At 64.6% G+C, this 17,147-nt stretch carries 18 protein-coding genes; 2 read left to right on the forward strand and 16 right to left on the reverse strand.

Features of this window, described 5'->3' with window-relative positions:
* Positions 1-214: 214 nt before the first annotated feature.
* The gene (locus tag D7D26_RS07850) at positions 215-1,129 is read right to left on the reverse strand and encodes a deoxyribonuclease IV (RefSeq protein WP_233543501.1); all 915 of its coding nucleotides are present in this window, start codon (positions 1,127-1,129) and stop codon (positions 215-217) included.
* A 95-nt stretch (positions 1,130-1,224) separates the two neighbouring features.
* Between D7D26_RS07850 and D7D26_RS07855 the strand changes: the two genes are divergently transcribed.
* Both D7D26_RS07855 and D7D26_RS07860 read left to right on the forward strand, forming a co-directional pair.
* Positions 1,225-1,731 carry a C-GCAxxG-C-C family protein gene (locus D7D26_RS07855; RefSeq protein ID WP_078015306.1) on the forward strand — a complete coding sequence of 169 codons (507 nt, stop codon included), beginning with the start codon at positions 1,225-1,227 and terminating at the stop codon, positions 1,729-1,731.
* A 24-nt stretch (positions 1,732-1,755) separates the two neighbouring features.
* Positions 1,756-2,118 (forward strand): cupin domain-containing protein, encoded by a 363-nt coding sequence (locus tag D7D26_RS07860; RefSeq protein ID WP_078015307.1) that lies wholly within the window; start codon positions 1,756-1,758, stop codon positions 2,116-2,118.
* A gap of 230 nt (positions 2,119-2,348) precedes the next feature.
* Here D7D26_RS07860 and queF read toward each other — a convergent pair whose 3' ends face one another.
* The 15 genes from queF to D7D26_RS07930 form a co-directional block, all read right to left on the reverse strand.
* Positions 2,349-2,840, reverse strand: a complete 492-nt coding sequence (queF, locus tag D7D26_RS07865) for a preQ(1) synthase (protein ID WP_078015308.1) — start codon at positions 2,838-2,840, stop codon at positions 2,349-2,351.
* Between the two features lie 4 nt (positions 2,841-2,844).
* Positions 2,845-3,339, reverse strand: coding sequence for a QueT transporter family protein (locus tag D7D26_RS07870; RefSeq protein WP_120372691.1), 495 nt, complete (start codon positions 3,337-3,339; stop codon positions 2,845-2,847).
* Positions 3,340-3,652: 313 nt separating this feature from the next.
* Positions 3,653-4,834, reverse strand: coding sequence for a M24 family metallopeptidase (locus D7D26_RS07875; RefSeq protein WP_120372674.1), 1,182 nt, complete (start codon positions 4,832-4,834; stop codon positions 3,653-3,655).
* A 12-nt stretch (positions 4,835-4,846) separates the two neighbouring features.
* Complete coding sequence (locus D7D26_RS07880) at positions 4,847-6,403, reverse strand: AbgT family transporter (RefSeq protein ID WP_120372675.1); 1,557 nt, start codon at positions 6,401-6,403, stop codon at positions 4,847-4,849.
* 248 nt (positions 6,404-6,651) lie between these two features.
* Positions 6,652-7,446, reverse strand: coding sequence for an ABC transporter ATP-binding protein (locus tag D7D26_RS07885; RefSeq protein WP_120372676.1), 795 nt, complete (start codon positions 7,444-7,446; stop codon positions 6,652-6,654).
* Positions 7,443-8,450, reverse strand: a complete 1,008-nt coding sequence (locus tag D7D26_RS07890; RefSeq protein ID WP_120372677.1) for a FecCD family ABC transporter permease — start codon at positions 8,448-8,450, stop codon at positions 7,443-7,445. The genes D7D26_RS07885 and D7D26_RS07890 overlap by 4 nt, the downstream gene beginning before the upstream one ends.
* The gene (locus tag D7D26_RS07895) at positions 8,450-9,301 is read right to left on the reverse strand and encodes an ABC transporter substrate-binding protein (RefSeq protein WP_233543502.1); all 852 of its coding nucleotides are present in this window, start codon (positions 9,299-9,301) and stop codon (positions 8,450-8,452) included. Before D7D26_RS07895 ends, D7D26_RS07890 begins: the two co-directional genes overlap by 1 nt.
* Positions 9,298-9,519 carry a hypothetical protein gene (locus D7D26_RS12635; RefSeq protein WP_233543503.1) on the reverse strand — a complete coding sequence of 74 codons (222 nt, stop codon included), beginning with the start codon at positions 9,517-9,519 and terminating at the stop codon, positions 9,298-9,300. The genes D7D26_RS07895 and D7D26_RS12635 overlap by 4 nt, the downstream gene beginning before the upstream one ends.
* A gap of 59 nt (positions 9,520-9,578) precedes the next feature.
* Positions 9,579-10,670, reverse strand: a complete 1,092-nt coding sequence (locus tag D7D26_RS07900) for an ABC transporter substrate-binding protein (RefSeq protein WP_120372678.1) — start codon at positions 10,668-10,670, stop codon at positions 9,579-9,581.
* A 5-nt stretch (positions 10,671-10,675) separates the two neighbouring features.
* On the reverse strand, positions 10,676-11,845 hold the full coding sequence (locus D7D26_RS07905) for a nitrogenase component 1 (protein WP_120372679.1): 1,170 nt from the start codon (positions 11,843-11,845) through the stop codon (positions 10,676-10,678).
* On the reverse strand, positions 11,842-13,125 hold the full coding sequence (locus D7D26_RS07910) for a nitrogenase component 1 (protein ID WP_120372680.1): 1,284 nt from the start codon (positions 13,123-13,125) through the stop codon (positions 11,842-11,844). Before D7D26_RS07910 ends, D7D26_RS07905 begins: the two co-directional genes overlap by 4 nt.
* Positions 13,122-13,877 (reverse strand): nucleotide-binding protein, encoded by a 756-nt coding sequence (locus D7D26_RS07915; protein WP_078015460.1) that lies wholly within the window; start codon positions 13,875-13,877, stop codon positions 13,122-13,124. The genes D7D26_RS07910 and D7D26_RS07915 overlap by 4 nt, the downstream gene beginning before the upstream one ends.
* Positions 13,878-14,361: 484 nt before the next feature.
* Positions 14,362-14,796, reverse strand: a complete 435-nt coding sequence (gene aroQ / locus D7D26_RS07920) for a type II 3-dehydroquinate dehydratase (RefSeq protein ID WP_120372681.1) — start codon at positions 14,794-14,796, stop codon at positions 14,362-14,364.
* A complete protein-coding gene (locus D7D26_RS07925; protein WP_120372682.1) occupies positions 14,793-16,010 on the reverse strand; it encodes a shikimate kinase in 1,218 nt (405 codons plus the stop codon). Before D7D26_RS07925 ends, aroQ begins: the two co-directional genes overlap by 4 nt.
* Positions 16,011-17,144: a bifunctional chorismate mutase/prephenate dehydratase gene (locus tag D7D26_RS07930; RefSeq protein WP_233543504.1), complete on the reverse strand. Its 1,134-nt coding sequence runs from the start codon at positions 17,142-17,144 to the stop codon at positions 16,011-16,013.
* Positions 17,145-17,147 lie beyond the last annotated feature (3 nt).

Here is a 17,147-nt window from a genome sequence, read left to right on the forward strand (position 1 = left end):
TTTCAGTTGAGGGGCACTTTTGTATGCTCTTTTTTCGGACAATTTCCTCGTAACAGCTTTTCATCCCCTTGAATTTGCTCCGTTAGCGCAATCTTGATCGTTATTATGTGTTCGTAATGACTGCTTGCTGCTTTTGTCCTGTCAAAGTAAATGCAACTCCGTCGCATTTACTTTGACGAGGTTGCATTTACTCTGAAAATTTACCATACATTTTTTAAAAAGAACCCTCTCCCATCGGCCGTGCTCTCTTGGCCGCTTCGAAAAAACGATCGTTTCCCCGCCCCGTTTCCTTGTTCGCCGCGAACGCCCGCAGCTGCGCGATCTCGGCCGCCCAGCCGGAGAGGGAATCCTGCGGCGTTTCCAGGCACATGGGCAGTTCCGCCAGGGCCGGATGGACGACCAGCGCCGCGAAAGCGGCCAGGCCGAGGCTGCCCTTGCCGAGCTTCTCGTGGCGGTCCTTGCGGCTGCCGAACGGCGTCATGCTGTCGTTGAGGTGCAGGGCGCGCAGGCGCTTTAGCCCCACGATGCGGTCGAAACGGCCGAGCACGCCGTCGAGATCGCCGGCGATGTCGTAGCCGGCCGAATAGACGTGACAGGTGTCGAGGCACACGCCCATCTTCTCGGGACAGCTGACGCGGCTCAGGATCTCCGCCAGTTGTTCGAAATCACCGCCCACCTCGCTGCCTTTGCCCGACATGGTCTCCAGCAGCACGGCGGTGCGCTTCACTGCGGGCAAAATCTCGTTCAGCGCCGCCACGATCAGGTCGATGCCCTTTTCGCAGCCCTGGCCGACGTGGCTGCCGGGGTGGAAGTTGTACAGATTGCCCGGCAGCTGTTCGTCCAGACGTTTCAGGTCGTCGGCCATCGCCAGCAGCGCGAACTCGCGCACCTTCGCGTCGGCCGAGCAGGGATTGAGCGTGTAGGGGCCGTGGGCGATCAGCGGGCCGAAGCGATGCGCGGCCATGATGCTTTTCAGCGCCGCGGCGTCGTCGGGATCGGCGGCCCGCACCGCGCCGCCGCGGGGATTGCGCGTGAAGAACTGGAACGTGTCGGCGCCGATGGACAGGGCGTTTTCGCCCATCTTTCTGAATCCGCCGGCGACGGAAAGATGACAGCCGAAAAAAGGCATGGAAAGACCTCCTCAAATGACGCCCCGGGGAAACGGGGCCGTTTGTTGTATAATAAACTGAAATCTTTGGCACGATTTTAAGGGGGAAGAGGAAAATGCACGACGGTTCCAAGGAGTGTCAGTGCGGCGCGCGAGCCGGCGCGGACCGATGGCTGGAAAATCTTGACGCGCTCGTCGGGGAACTCAATGCGGATCAGCGTTTCTGCTGTTCCCAGACGGTGCTGGCCATCGGCATGAGGCGGCTGGGGATCGACGATCCCGATCTGCTCCGCGCCATGGAGGGATTCTGCGGCGGAGCCTGCGGCGGGACCTGCGGCGCGCTGGCGGGGGGCGCCGCGCTGATGGGGCTGTACCTCGGCAAGGGCACGGCGCGCGAGCCGCGCAGCGAAACGATCAGGCAGTACGTCAGAGAACTGACGGAGACGTTCCGCGCCTACTGGAAGGGCACGACCTGCGAAAGCATCGTCCACGGCGACGCCGAACTGCGCAGGCGCATCTGCCCGAACGTCATCGCCGGCGCCGTGGAGATGGTCTGGAGCATCCTCGGCGAGCACGGGCTCGACCTCGACCGGCGCAAGATCGACCGCATGCCGCGGCAATAAAACGGTGCGAAGGAGAGTGGGACAATGATCCGCAGAGGAACGGAAATCGCGTCATCCAGAGTCGAGAATTTCAAGGGCGGCACGGGCGCGCTGCTTTCGTGCGAGATCCTCGCTCCCGGCGAGATGGGCGGGCACGGCCGCAAGTTCGGGCTGACCACGCTCGAACCCGGCGCGTCGATCGGCACGCACGCCCACGCGGGCGATTCCGAGACCTATTATATCCTCAAAGGCTCGGCGCGCTACAACGACAACGGCACGTGGGTCGACGTCGCAGAAGGCGACATGATGCACTGCCCCGACGGCGAATCTCACGGCATCGCCAACAGCGGCGACGGCCCGCTGCAGTTCGTCGCCCTGATCCTCTACACCGAAACGAAAAAGCAGTGACCCGTCCAGGCGCAGCAAGGGCGTCCGCAGGAAAATTTCTCCTGCGGACGCCCTTGTTTTTTTGCCGCCGCGCTTTGCAAAAGACGTTTCCCGCGAAAAGTCCCGCGTTCCACGTGGAACATTTTTTATAAACGGCCTCGGCAACTGCGATCGAACGACATGCGCCAAGACGGATTTCTTCTTTTTGTTGCGCTTTCGCGCTCCGTCGCGCGCGGCCGGCGCCGCCGCGCTCAGCGGTAGTTCACCAGCTCCGGCGACAGGTCGTGGAGGCGCAGGCGCTCCTCGGCCGTCTTCTCCCAGACCGTGCCCGGCTTGCCCCAGTTCGCGTACGGGTCGATGCTCAGCCCGCCGCGCGGCGTGAAGCGCCCCCAGACCTCGATGTACTTGGGCGACATCAGCCGCACCAGATCCTCCAGGATGACGTTCACGCAGTCCTCGTGAAAGTCGCCGTGGTTGCGGAAGCTGAACAGATACAGCTTGAGCGACTTGCTCTCCACCAGCCGCTCGTCGGGAACGTAACTGATCGTGATGTTGGCGAAGTCCGGCTGCCCCGTCATCGGGCACAGGCTCGTGAACTCCGGGCAGTTGAACTTGACGAAATAGTCGCGCCCCGGATGCTTGTTGGGAAACGATTCCAGCACCTCCGGCGCGTAATCGCTCCTGTAAGCCGTTTTATGCCCCAGCAGCGACAGATCCTTCATCTCTTCGGGTGTGCGCGTCATGTCTTTAGCTCCTTTGTTCCCCGTCCGCAGCGAGGCGCTTTTTCAGCGCCGCCAGCAGCAGCCCCCCGAAAACGCCGGCGACCGCCTGCCCGATCAGCAGACTCGCCGCCAGAACGGAGTAGGGCAGATGCAGCAGATAACTTAGCCACAGCGGCACCCCCAGCCCCGGGATCAGCGTGATCGCCGCGGCGGCGATCCACGGCGCGCGCGGCGAATGACGGCAGGCCGCGACCGCGCCGCTGGTCAGCAGACCGACGAGAATGCCGCCGACCATGTCCAGCGGTCCCAGCCCCCCCATCAGCGCGTTGCTGAGAAAATTGGCGAACCCCAGCGGCAGCACCAGAAACGGGAAAACGCCGCTCAGCGCGTACAGCGACGTGGCGACGCGCACCTGATACTGCCCGAAGGCGAAGCTCCGCGTCGTCGTCATCACCACCACATACAGCGCCACGACCAGCGCCGAGACCGTCAGCTTGCGCGTCACCGTCAGTTCCTTCATCGAAAAAAATCCTCCGCGCCTTCCCGCGCCGCGAAAAGGCCGCAAAAAAAAGAGAGCCTCCCAGCTCCCCATCCGTCGCGCCGTAACGGCGCGTCGCGCCCGCCGCCCCGCGCGGAAACTTCCGCCCCGGACGCCGCGAACGCAGCCCGTAGTTTTGTTTAAAGACAGGATGGTCTCGAACTGTCTTGTTCGGTTGCGGAAAACATTGTAGCACAGAACTTTCCGCCGCACAAACGCCGGAACGGGAAGCGGTGCCCGCATAGAGAACGCGTTCCCCGCGCGGGCACTGTATTGTTTCGTTTCGGGTGTCCCGTCAGCGCCGCTCGGAATCGAGATAATGCGGCGTCCGGTACGTGAGCACTTCGGCCGAGCTTTCGCCGACCAGCACCATGTCTTCGATGTTGAAGCCGTTATAGCCGCGGATATAGAACGGTACTTCGATCGCCAGCACCATGCCCGGCCGGACCTCGCCCTCCTGATCGGGAGCGACGAACGGCGCGTCGGCCGTCTGCGGGCCGAGGGAAATGCTGTGCCCCTGATGGCCGCGGCGGTAATTGGGCAAATAGCGCTTCACGTAGTCGTAGCCGATGTGGAACAGATCTTTGAACGCCATGCCGGGGCGCAGGCGCGCGATCATCTCGCGCTGGGCGTCGACGAGCACTTTTTTCATCTCCGTCAGCGCCGGATCGGCGCGGCCGATCAGCCAGCTGCGCGAAAAATCCGTCTTGTAAAAGGCGAACCCCGCTTCGCAGCCGCCGTCGAAACGCAGCGCGTCGCCGTCTGCGACGCAGCGGTCGGTCGGCAGCGTCAGCATCGAGGCGTTCGGACCGGCGCCCAGCATGCTCCAGCTGCTGGGGTAAATGTCGTCGGCGATACAGGCTTTGCGGTAGATCCTGATCAGATCGCTCTCGCGCGCGCCGACGGCGACGCTTTGCGACATCTCCAGCAGCGCCGAGTCGCAGACTTCCGTCAGCCGCCGGTAGAGAGCGATCTCCGCCGGCGTCTTGACCGAGCGCGCCCGCAGGAACGCGTCGCCGACGTCCGTCCATTCCACCTCGGGCAGCAGGCGCCGCAGAGCGTCGAACGCCGCGGCGGGGAGAAACTGCAGTTCAGCGCCGACGCGCCCCGAGGCGAGTTTCAGATTTTCGAACATCCCTTTCAGCGTCTCGTCGGCGCCGGGCAGCGCGTCGCCCGGCGCGTCGCGTTTATCGCGCCATTCCCGCTCCGACTTCACGCCGACCCACGTCGCGTAGGGAACGATCTCCACGCCCTGCGCTCGTGAAGCTAGCGCCGGCGCTTCGTAATCCATCGTACACAGCATCCCCGCGGCGTCGTCCGCCCTGAACAGCGCGCTCGCAAAGCCGGGGCGCCGCGAGACCGTGAGCTGGTGCGGACTCAGCCCCGTCGCGTAGAAGATGTTTTCCGGCGAGCTGATCAGAGCGCCGTCGAGACCGAACTTTTGAATTTCGGCAAGAAGCCGCTGTCTGCGCTCCATTTCCCGCGCCTCCTACAGGCCGCCGTAGAACAGCGCCGCGCCCGGGCCGATGGGCAGGCTGAAGACGAACCAGAGGCTCAACAGAAGGAGCCAGCCCAGCAGCAGCCCGATGGAATAAGGCAGCATCGTGGACACCACCGTGCCGATGCCGGCCTTCTTGTCGTATTTTTGGAAATACGCGACGATCATGACGAAGAACGGCATCAACGGCGTGATCACGTTCGTGGAGGAGTCGCCGATGCGAAACACCAGCTGCGTCAGTTCGGGCGCGTAGCCCAGATGCATGAACATCGGCACGAAGATCGGCGCCATCATCGCCCACTTGGCGGTGTCCACCGGAATGACCAGATTGATCAGTGCCGTGACGAGGACGAAGGTCAGCAGCAACGGCAGCCCGACCAGCCCGATGCTTTTCAGGAACTGCGCTCCCTTGACCGAGATGATGATACCCAGATTCGATTTGCCGAACAAGAACGTGAACTGCGCCGCGAAGAACAGCAGCACGAGGAAACTCGCGATGCCCGCGATGCCGTTCGACATCAGCTTCGTCAGATCCTTGCTGGTTTTGATTTTGCCCGAGGCGGCGCCGTAGGCGATGCCGGGGATCAGGAACAGCAGCATCATGAAGAAGATGATGCCGCTCATGAACGGCGAGCGCAGCACCTGTCCCGTGGCCGGGTTCCTCAGCAGACCGTGCGGCGGCACGACCAGCAGCGCCATGACGGCGATATAGATCAGCGCGGCGACGCCGGCGGCGCGCATGCCTTTTTTCTCGTCCGCGGTGTTTTCCTGGACGACGGCGTCGCCGCCGGGCTCGTAGGGCGGGAGACGCGGCTCGACGACGCGGTCGGTGATGTACGTTCCCAGCAGCGTGACCAGAAGCGTCGAAGCGACCATGAAATACCAGTTGCCGGTGGGCTGAACGACGTAATTCGGATTGAGGATGTTGGCCGCCTGCGTCGACATGCCCGCGTAGAGCGGATCGTTGCTGCCCAGCAGCAGATTGGCCGTCCAGCCGCCGGAGACGCCCGCGTAGGCTGCCGCCAGACCGGCCACCGGATGGCGCTTGCCGGCGACGAAGATCACGGCTCCGAGAGGGACAAGTACCACGTAGCCGGTGGAGGAAGCGATATTGGACATGACGCCCAAAAAGACGACCATCGCCGAGACCAAAGCTTTCGGCGTTCGGGAGACGAGCCGGCGCAGAAGGGCGTTCAGCATCCCCGTGCCTTCGCACACGCTGACGCCGAGGATGATCGTGAAAACCGTGCCGAGCGGGAAAAATCCCGTGAAATTCGAGATCACGTGCGTGACCATGTAATGGAAGCCTTCCAAAGAAAGCAGATTGTACGCCTGTGCGCTGATCGTCTCGATCTTTCCCGTGGCGGCGTTCACGCCCTCGTAGCTGACCGACACTCCGGCTTTGGCCGTGAAATACGACGCGACCATCGTCGCGAGAGCCAGGATCACAAAGAGCAGGGCCGGATCCGGCAAGGCGTTTCCCACTCGCTCGACGGCATCCATGGCGCGCGTCGCCCATTTTTTCCGAACCGTCCTTCTTTCGTCCATGAGTAAAAATCCCCCTCCATGTTCCATATTTTGTCGCACAGCGCCGTCTCATGACGGATTGGATACATTATATCCCACGCGCCGTTCCAACGGCAAGCCGCCGGACCTTCCGAGCCGGCGTCCATGGGAAGAATAAGGACAAAAAAGCGCTCCGGATTTTCGAGCCCGGTGTGCCGTTCGCGAACGGCACACCGGGCTCGAAAATCCGGGGCGCTTGGTTGATTTCGATTTTCCGCCGCTCTTTGCCCTCACGCCTGCGCGGCGATGGACAGCGGCACGACGGTGTTGTAGGTGACGCCGCCGCGCTGGAAATCGTGGATCGAGACGTTCACGCCGAAGGCGCGGCGCATGTTGTCTTCGGTGATGACGTCCGGCGCCGCGCCGTACAGGTCCGTCTCGCCGCGCCCGAGCAGCAGCGCCTTGTCCGACAGCTTGAGGGCGTGCGCGGGAAAATGCGTGTTGACGATCACCGACATGCCGTGTTCGTGCGCCAGATGGCGGATGATGTCGAGGATCACCAGCTGGTTGCGGAAGTCGAGGTTGGATTCCGGCTCGTCCATGACCAGCAGCCGCGGCTGCGCCGCCAGGGCGCGGGCGGTGAGCACGAGCTGCAGCTCGCCGCCGCTCATGCGGTCGCAGCGCTTGTCTGCCAGTTTGACGATGCCCGCTTCTTCCATGGCTGCCGTGGCGACCGCCTCGTCCTTCGGTCCCGGCTGGCGCGTCACGCCGAGATGGGCGCTGCGCCCCAGCAGCACCATCTCGCGGGCGGTGTAGGGGAACAGGCTTCCCTTGGCCTGCGGCACGTAGGAGACGCGGCTCCACAGCTCGCGCGCCGCATAGTCCGCCAGCGGCCGGCCGTCGATGACGGTGCGCCCGCTCTTCCACGGCAGAAATCCCATCATGCAGCGCAGCAGCGTGGTCTTGCCGACGCCGTTGGGGCCGAGGATCGCCAGGATCTCGCCGGGGCGCACGGAGAAGGACAGGTCGCGCAGGATCGCGCGCCCGCCGTAATCGAAGCAGCCTTTTTCGACGGAAAAGATCATTGCGCCGTCCCCCTCGTCCTGCGCAGCAGCGAGATGAACACCGGCGCGCCCACGAGCGCCGTGAGGATCGACACGGGGATCTCGGCGGCGGTGAGGCTGCGCGAGCAGGTGTCGATGACGAGCGTGAAGACTGCGCCGAGCGAGACGCAGGCGGGGACGATGCGCTGGTTGTTGCCGCCGCGGAGCATGCGCGCGATGTGGGGGATCAGCAGGCCGATCCAGCCGATCTTGCCGCACATCGACACGCAGGACGCCGTCATCGCCGTGGCCGCCAAAATCACCGCCAGGCGCATGGCGCGCAGGTTGACCCCCATGGAGCGGGCCTCGTCCTCGCTGAGGGCGAGGATGTTGAGCCGCCAGCGCAGCAGGTAGATCGTGAGCGCGCCCGCGGCGATCATCGGCAGACCGATCAGCAGCGTCGAGTAATTGGCGGCCGAAAGGCTGCCCATCAGCCAGTAGGTGATTGTCGGCAGCACTTCTTCCGGATCGGCCACGTACTTGAGCAGCGACACGGCCGCCTCGAACAGCGCGCCGATGACCAGGCCCGACAGCACGATCATGATGATCGAGTTCTTGCCGCGCACCTTGGAGATGCTCCACGTCAGCGCCACGGCGCCGAGGCCGAAACAGAGCGCGAAAAGCTGCACGGAGACCATGTCGAGCCGGAACATCAGGGCCGCGACGGCGCCGCACGAAGCGCCGCTGGAAACGCCCAGCGTGTCGGGCGTCGCCAGCGGATTGTTGAACAGGCTTTGAAAGGCCGCCCCCGAGAGCGCCAGCGCCGCGCCGCAGCACAGCGCCGTGAGCACGCGGGGCAGGCGTACGCCGAAGACGACCGACCGCTCCATGGGCGCGATCTCCGCTCCGGTCAGCGGCGACAGCAGCACGCGCAGCGTGTCGCCCGTGCTCAGCGCGTAACGGCCGAAGCCGAGGCAGAGCAGCGCCGCCAGCACGGGAACGGCCCAGAGCAGCAGCGCGCCGAAGCGACGTGATTGACCGGCCATCAGAAGATCGCGGCCTCGCGGGGCGGGTTATAAATGGCTTTCAGATCCTCGCCGGTCAGCTCGTAACCGTAAAAGCGGCGGTAGTAATCCTTCATCATCGCGTCCAGGTCGACGTCGCCGAACAGCTCGGGATGCACGCGCTGCGCCACCCAGACCAGGCTCAGCGGCGTGTCGCCGGAGGGCGGGTACCAGCGGTAGACGCCGAGCGGGAACTTGTGGACGCGCCTGTTTTTGACGGCGGCGACGTTGCTCCAGTCGTAGCCCTCGATGGCGTTGTCGTAGAAGTCCTCGGGCACGTAGGGGCAGAAGTTGTTGATGAAGATCACCTCGGGATCCCAGCTGTAGATCTGCTCGAGGTTGACCGTCTTCCAGCCTTTCAGTTCCGCGGCCGCGTTGACGCCGCCGGCGTGTTTGAGGTAGAAGGAAGCGTAATCGCCTGAACCGGCGACCACCAGCTGGCCGCCGCTGAATCCGGCGAACATCAGCGCGCGCGGTTTTTCGGCTGCGTTCGCTGTGCGTTCCTGGATCATCTTCAGCGTCTCGCGGCCGAAGTCCGCCACGCCGTCGGTCTTGTCGCCGGAGCCGAAGATCTTGCCAAGATAGTCCGCCCAGTCGGCGAACGTGCCCACGGGATCGCCGCCGTACTTGCCGGGTTTGAAGCCCACGGCGGGGATGCCGGCGCGCCGGTACATCTCGCCCTCGGCCTTCTCGCTGGCGCGGTAGAACACCACGTCGGGGGCCATCTTGATGATCTCCTCGATGTTGATCTTGCCGCCTGTGGCGAAGTCGCACTTCAGCTTGAGGATGTCGGGATACATCTTCGCCAGGTAGGAATGTTCCGCCGCGCTCATGGCCGCCGCGGGATGCCAACGAGCCCCTGCGCGCCGCCGCGGTAGAGGCAGTAAATGCTGGTCAGCGGCATGATCGAAGAGATCACCACGCGCTCGGGATTTTTCGGAACCGTCGCCTCGGCCCCCGTATCGTCGACAACCCCGCTTTTTCCCCAGCCGGGAGCGGCGAAAAAAAGCGCTCCGATCAGCAGGAACGAAAGAAAATTTGTCCGCTTCATCGCGATTCTCCTTTAGATATGAACGAAATCGAATTTACGCGGCCGCGCCGCGAAAACGCCTAATAGACGGCCGCTTCGCGCGGCGGGGCGCAGATGTATTCCACGTCTCCGTCGCTCAGATCGTAGCCGTAGAAGCGGCGGTAATAGTCCTTCATCGCCTGCGCCATGTCCACGTCGCCGAACAGTTCCGGCTGCAGGCATTTGGCCGCCCACAGCAGGCTGAGCGGCGCGTCGCCCGCGGGCGGGTACCAGCGGTACATGCCGAGCGGGAACTTGTAGACGCGCCTGTTCTTGACGGCGGAAACGCTGCTCCAGTCGTAGCCCTTGATGGCGTTGGCGTAGAAGTCCTCGGGCACGTAGGGGCAGAAGTTGTTGATGAAGATCACCTCGGGATCCCAGGCGTAGACCTGTTCGAGGTTGACCGTCTTCGAGCCGTTCAGCGCCGAAGCGACGTTGACGCCGCCGCCCTCGTTGATGTAGAACTCGGCGAAGATCGTGCCGCCGGCCGCCGCCAGCTGGCCGTCGCGGAACCCGGAGAAAACGATCGCGCGCGGACGCTGTTCGGGCTTGAGCGACGCGGTGCGGACGCGCAGTTTTTCCAGCGTCTCGCGGCCGTATTCGGCGATGCCGTTGGTCTGTCCGCCGCCGCCGAAGATCTGGTCGAGCCGCTCGATCCAGCCGGCGAACGTGGCGATGGTGTCGACGCCGTGCTTGCTGGTGCTGAACGCCACCGCGGGCAGCCCGGCCTTGCGGTACATGTCGCCCTCGGCGACCTCGTTGGCGCGGTAGAAGACCACGTCGGGATGCAGCTTCATCACTTCTTCGACGTTCACCTTGCCGCCTTTGGCGAAATCGCATTCCAGCGTGAGGATGTCGGGGTAGACCTTGGCCAGATAGGAATGGCGCGCCGCGCTCATGGCCGCCGCGGGGATGCCCACGAGATTCTGCACGCCGCCGCGATACAGGCAGTAGACGCTGGTCAGCGGCAGGATCGAGGAGATCACGATGCGCTGGGGATTTTTCGGGAACGTCACTTCGACGCCGCGGTCGTCCACCAGCGTGATCGTCTCCCGCTCCGCGGCCGCAGCCGCGCCCGCCAGAGCCGCGCTGCAAAGCGCCGCGGCCAGAAAACTCGCGAAAAATCGTTTCATGTCTTTTACGCTCCTTTACTCTTCGATAGAATCGCCTCGACGAGGCGGTCCATTTCGGCGCCCAGCCAATGGGGCGCGTGATCCCAATAGAGTTTGCTCGACAGCGCCGGATGAGGCAGTCCGACGAGTTCGACGCCGCTGTCCGGCGGGATCAGCCCGGCGAACAGCGGATCGCCGACGATCGTGCGGAAGCGCCCCGACTCGACCAGCCCGCGCAGCGCCGTTTCGTCGGCGACGTCCAGATCGCCGGGCGAAGCGAGGCGGCGGTCCAGCCCCAGCATCGTGCCGACCGTCACGGGCAGGCCGGGCGAACGGGCGAGGAGCTCCGCGCGCAGCGCGGCGGCGCACGCCTGTTCGCCGACGATCAGCACGCCGCCGTCGCGGCTGGGCGCGTTTTGCGCGCGGCATTGGCCGTCGGCCAGCGTCCGTTCGATCAGTTCCAGCGCCGTCTCGCCGCCGCACAGCGGCAGCGCCGCGACCCACGGGGCGCCGTAACGGCGGCGCAGCAGTTCCGCCGCGTCCATCCCCGACTGCGTGACGGCGAGGTTGAGCGCGGCTTCGCCGAGGCGTTCGATTTGTTCGAGCGAAACGCCCATCATCAGGCGGCCGTTCACTTTCAGCCCATGCCCTTCGAGTAACGCGGCCAGTTCGGCGGCGTTGCCGTTGTCGGCAAAGTCCAGCGGCGTCATGCCGAGGATGTTGACGCTGCGGGGGATCTTCTCTTTCGTTTCCTTCGCGAAGCGCTCGATCAGCGCGGTCTGCGCGGCGCCGATACCCGCGCCGTAGCGGACGATGCCGTTGGTCGGGAAACCGAAACAGGGCAGGCCGGTGCGGTTTTCCAGCTCCGCGGCGATGCCCTTGAAGTCCGTGCCGATCACCATCGGCACGGGGCTGCCGATCACGGCGACCATCGTGGGACGGAGTTCCTCGCAGGCCGCGACGACGCGGTCGACGAGCTTGTCGTCGTCGCCCAGCACGGCGTCGATCTCGCGCAGTCCCGAACAGAACGTCCGCGCCGGCGCGTCGTACCAGCGCGGCTCGTCGTAGCCCGTGTAGTTGCCCGTGCAGCCCGAGGCGTCGTGAATGACGGCGAGGCCGCCCAGCTCGTACATGGCGGAGCAGACGCCCGAATAATCGCCGGCGTAGGCCGGCAGCGTGATCCACAGTTTGCTCACAGCACCAGCCCCGCTTTCTTCACCATGTCTTTCAGGTCGCTCTCCGCGGCGGCCGCGGCGCGGATCATCTCCAGCATCGCCGCGATGCCGCGATAGCCCCAGTGACCCTGCTGCGCGTCGGCGGGGGCCACGTGCCGCGAGCCGGTGATGTAGCCGCTGTTGTAGCCGATGCAGAGGCTTCCGGGCAGGCGGTCGCGGAAAAGCGCGCGCTGCGGATCCTGCGGCTGCATGATCTCGACTGCGGCGCAGCGTTCGCGCAACCAGCGGTAATTTTCCGCGTCGGGGCCGACGACGTCCTGCACGATCAGGCGCTTCACGCAGAAGCCGCGTTCCAGCAGCGCCCTGGCGAGATCGAACGGCCGCGTCACGGCGTCGCCGTCGAGGACGACGGGCTGTCCGGCCAGAACTTCGCGCGTGCGCGCGAAATCCTCTTCGCACGCCGCCTCGTAACCCGAAAGGTCGGGACAATCCGCGCCGAGCGCCGCCGCCAGAGCGCGATACGTTTTCGTCACCTCGCGCGGGTCGTAGCTGACCAGCGCCCGCAGCCAGGGCGTGCCGTGCTTCTTTTCCATCCGCTCCGCCGCGTAAACGCCCGGCGGCGCCAGAACCACGTTCAGGCGGCTGCGCGCCATCTGCTGGAACTCGCCGAACGTCGAAAAGTCGGTGATCTGCCGCGCGGGAACCGCGCCCATGCGCGCCAGCAGATCGTAATACTCGCCGTCCTTCAGCAGCGGCACGAGGCTGCCGATCAGGTTGACGCCGCCGTCTTTCCACTCGGCCACGTCGAGCGTGGAATAGATCTTGTCGCGGATGTTCACGGCCGGCGGCACCTTGGTGTCGGTGGTGATGGGGTTCATGTGACAGTCGATGAAGCGCACTTCGGGATGGCGCGCGTGCAGTTCCGCCGCCAGCGCCTCGTGGTCGGTGCCGAGCAGGTCGTCGAGGCAGGTGACGAAGATCATCATCACCCGCGGCGTGCGGCCGCGCTTTTCCAGCCAAGCCAGCAGCTCTTCCGCGCCGTCGACGATGGCCTGTTCGTAGCCGCCGGAGACGATGTCGTCCTCGCTCAGATAGAGATAGGAGATGGTGTCCTTGCGCCCCTGCAGACAGGCGCTCAGCGCGCCGTGGCGGCCGCAGGCGGCCGGGCCGGCGAAAAGCTGATAGCTCTCGGGCAGCAGCTGCCCCATGCGCGCCACGCCCCAGCTGCCGTGAGCCGGCGACGTGTACGTCAGCGTGCCGCGAAACGGGCTGCCGCAGGAAGCGCAGCCGCCGCAGCTCATGAGCAGACCTCCATGACTTTTTGCGCCAACTCGCGGTAGCGAGACGCCATGGCCGAATCGGGCAGCGCTTCGACGACGGTTTTGCCCTGCGCTTCGGCGGCCTGCACGGCCCCGTCGCGAGGCACCGTGTAGAGCACCCGCGTCCCCATCTCCGAGGCGGCCTTTTCCACGAGCGCCTGTTCGTCCGCCACGTTGCGCGAGTTGAGGATCAGCCCGGCGACGCCGGCGTAGCCGCGCTTGCCGAAGTTATTCACGGCGCTCACGATGTTCGAAGCCGCGTAGAGCGCCATCATCTCGCCCGAGGTGACGATCAGCACGCGGTCGGCGTAGCCGCCGCGGATCGGCATCGCGAAACCGCCGCAGACCACGTCGCCGAGCACGTCGTAAAAGACGACGTCGGGCCGGTATGCGTCGTAGGCGCCGAGTTCCTCGAGCTTTTCGAAGGCGGTGATGATGCCGCGCCCCGCGCAGCCGATGCCGGGCGTGGGGCCGCCGGCTTCGACGCAGAGGATGCCGTCGAAGCCCGTAAAAACGATGTCTTCCAGCGTCACGCCGGTCGCGCCTTTTTCGCGGATGCGGTCCAGCACCGTCGGGATCCGCACGCCCCCCATGAGCGTTTTGGTGGAGTCCGACTTGGGATCGCAGCCGATCTGCATGACTTTATGGCCGAGGCGGCTCAGCGCCGCCGAGAGGTTGGACGCCGTCGTCGATTTGCCGATGCCGCCCTTTCCGTAAATCGCGATTTTGATCATTCTTTTGCCCCCGAAGATCTCTCTTTCAAAAGTTAGATTTCTCTAATTCAGATGTTGAAAATAAAAGTCAGTCTCCGCCCGAATTTTTATTAGTTGAGACTAACTTTTTGAGTTATACCATTCCAATCGGACGCTGTCAATCCGCCTCGCGTCATGGGAACGTTCTTCTCCATGGCTCTTGTGCCGATAAAAAAGCTCCCCCTCGGAAGCGCCTCGCGAAATTTCTTCGCGTGTTCGCTTTGAGTGGGAGCTTGGCTCCGTTTTATACTATTTCTTAATTAAAAGGCCGAACGCAAGGGTGCTGCGGGGGAGTTCAGTCGCTCGGACATACTCGACCGCTACGCGGTCTGCGCGGCTCGCTTTGTGAATCTCCCCCGCAGCCCCCGGAAAACTATGTTAATACTTTCTATCAAGAATTAGTATTATTTTTTCTCGATAATCTCCACGACAGGCGCGGGCCATCTCCGCGTCGTCGCGGCGCCCGCTATTCCCGATCCCGGTTCAGCAGCAGGTCGACGGCGTCGAGGTAGCCTTTCAGGCCGCGCCCGGCGATCTGGGCGACGCAGGCTTCGCGGGTGTAGGAATGGCGGCGGAAGTCCTCGCGCGACTGGATATCGCTGACGTGGACTTCGACGGCGGGGATGTCCACGGCGCGCAGCGCGTCGGGAATGGCGACGCTGGTATGAGTGTAGGCGGCGGGATTGATGACGATGCCGTCGACCTTCCCATAGGCTTCCTGGATGCGGTCGACGATCGCGCCTTCGTGGTTGCTTTGGAAGAATTCCACGTCCGCGCCGGCGGCGGCGCAGTGCGCGCAGATCATTTTCTCCAGGTCGGCCAGCGTGGCGCGGCCGTAGATCTCCGGCTCGCGCACGCCGAGCATGTTCATGTTGGGGCCGTTGACGACGAGGATCTTCATAGCTGCAAAGCCTCCTTGATTTTTGCGGCGGCGTCCTGCGCCGACGACGCGGAAACGGTCAGGTCGGCCCAGGCGCGGTACAGCGGCAGACGCCGGCGGCGCAGTTCTTCCACGCCGACGGACTGCGACAGGGGCCTTCCGTCGACGGGCAGTTCGCCAGGGCGGTCGAGCCAGACGCAGATCCCGTTCTGGCGGAGCAGCGGGCGGTTGCGCGGCTGCGTGACCACGCCGCCGCCGGTGGCGATGACGATGCCGCTCTCCTTGGAGACGTCGGCCAGCACCTCGGTCTCGAGCCTGCGGAAGGCGGCTTCGCCGCGGCGGGCGAAAATTTCCGCGATCGGGCAGCCCTCGCGTTCGGCGACGATCCGATCGAGGTCGCGCACGGGGCGCCCCGTCAGCCGGCCGAGAACCTGCGCCGTCGTGGTCTTGCCGCAGCCGGGCATGCCGATGAGCGCGACGTTGCCGGTACGGCGGGTGATGGCTGCGGCGATGCGGTCCGTCAGCGCCGCGGGCAGTCCGCGGCCGAGGAACAGTTCGCCGGCGCGCACGGCCTGGGCGGCCAGCATCGCCAGGCCGCCGCGCGCGGGGAGGCCGAGTTCTTCGGCCTGAAGGAGCAGCGCCGTGCGCAGCGGGTTGTAGATCACGTCGAGCACGAGCCGGCATCTGGGAAAGAGCCGCAGATCCACGGGGGAGGCGCCGTTTTTCGGGTACATTCCCACGGGCGTCGCGTTGACGATCAGCTCGGCGTCGGCGTGCCTTTCGAGGGTGGCGTAGGTGTCGCTCCCCGAGCGCGAGATCACGGCGAAGGGGATGCCGCAGCTTGCCAGCACGGCGCGCACGGTGCGCGAAGCGCCGCCGCTGCCCAGCACGAGCGCGGGGCGACCGCGCAGACGTTCCGCGTCTTCCCCGAGCAGATGCAGAAAACCGTCCCAGTCCGTGTTGTCGCCGCGCCATCCCCCGCCGGGCAGGCGCGTCAGCGTGTTGACGCAGCCGACGGCGCGGGCGCGCTCCGACAGCTCGCGGCAGCTTTTCATCGCGTCGATCTTGTAGGGAATGGTGACGTTGAAACCGTCGCCGTCGCTCGCGCGCAGAAAGCCGTCCAGCTCTTCCGGCTCCAGGGGATAGAGCTTGTACTCGTAATCGCCGATCAGGGCGTGGATGGCGGGCGAGAAGCTGTGGCCGAGCGCGCGTCCGATCAGGCCGAAGCGCCCCATTTACACCACCTCGGAGTAGCTGCCCAGATATTTGAGCGTGGTGACGGCGCCCTGCAGGTCGTCGAAGATGCGCAGGAAGGAATCGTCATAGACGGAGGAGTCGAGGTCGAAATAGAACATGAATTCGAAATCGCTGTTGGCCAGCGGCCGGCTCTCCAGCTTGAGCAGATTGATGTCCAGCGCCTTGAAGCGGGACAGCACGTGCGACAGCGAGCCGCGCTTGTGCGGCAGCACCATCATCAGGCTGGTGCGGTTGGCGCCGGGATAAATTTCCAGATCTTTGGCGATGCAGATGAAGCGCGTGAAGTTGCTGCCCGCGTCCTGTACGGAAGCCTTGAGGCAGTCCAGGCCATAGAGTTCGGCGCAGCCGCGCGACGACAGCGCCGCCAGATCCTTGCGCCCCGACTCGCGCACCATCTGCGCGGCGACGGCCGTGTTCTTGACGGGCGTGGCCTTGACGCCGAGCGATTTGAGAAAGCTCTGGCTCTGCGCCAGCGCCTGCTCGTGAGAGATGATCTCTTTGATGTCGCCGATGGAAACTCCGGGATTGGCGAGCAGGCAGTGGTCGATCTTGACGCGGCAGCTGCGCACGATGTAGCAGCTGTGCTCCATCATCAGATCGTAGATGCGGTTCACCGAGCCGGCCGTGCTGTTCTCGATGGGCAGCACGCCGTAGCGGCACAGCCCCTGCTCGACGGCGGAAAAGACGTTTTCGAAGTACTGAAAGTACATGATGCTGCCCGAGGGGAAAATGCGCTCGCAGGCCATCTGCGAATTGGCCCCCTCCGCGCCCTGACAGGCGACCGCAGAACGGATGGGAAACTGCGCCGGCGTGTTGGCCAGCGCCAGCAAGATCTGCCGCTTGAGCGGCGAACCGCCGGCGATGATGCGGTGCTGCTCGGAACGACTCAAGTCGAAGATCAGCGAGAACAGCGCGTCCATGGACGGTGCCATCTCTTCCCCGACCGAACCGGCCAGATCGTTGAGCTTCTGACGTTCGCGGGCGGGATCGTAGATGGGGATCTTGTTTTTGGCTTTGTAGGCGGCGATGTCGCGCACGACGGCGAAGCGCCGCGTGATCAGGTCGACCAGACCGCGGTCGATCTCGTCGATCTGGGTGCGAAAATCTTTCATGTC

The sequence above is a fragment of the Pyramidobacter sp. CG50-2 genome (assembly GCF_003612005.1).
Lineage (GTDB): Bacteria > Synergistota > Synergistia > Synergistales > Dethiosulfovibrionaceae > Pyramidobacter.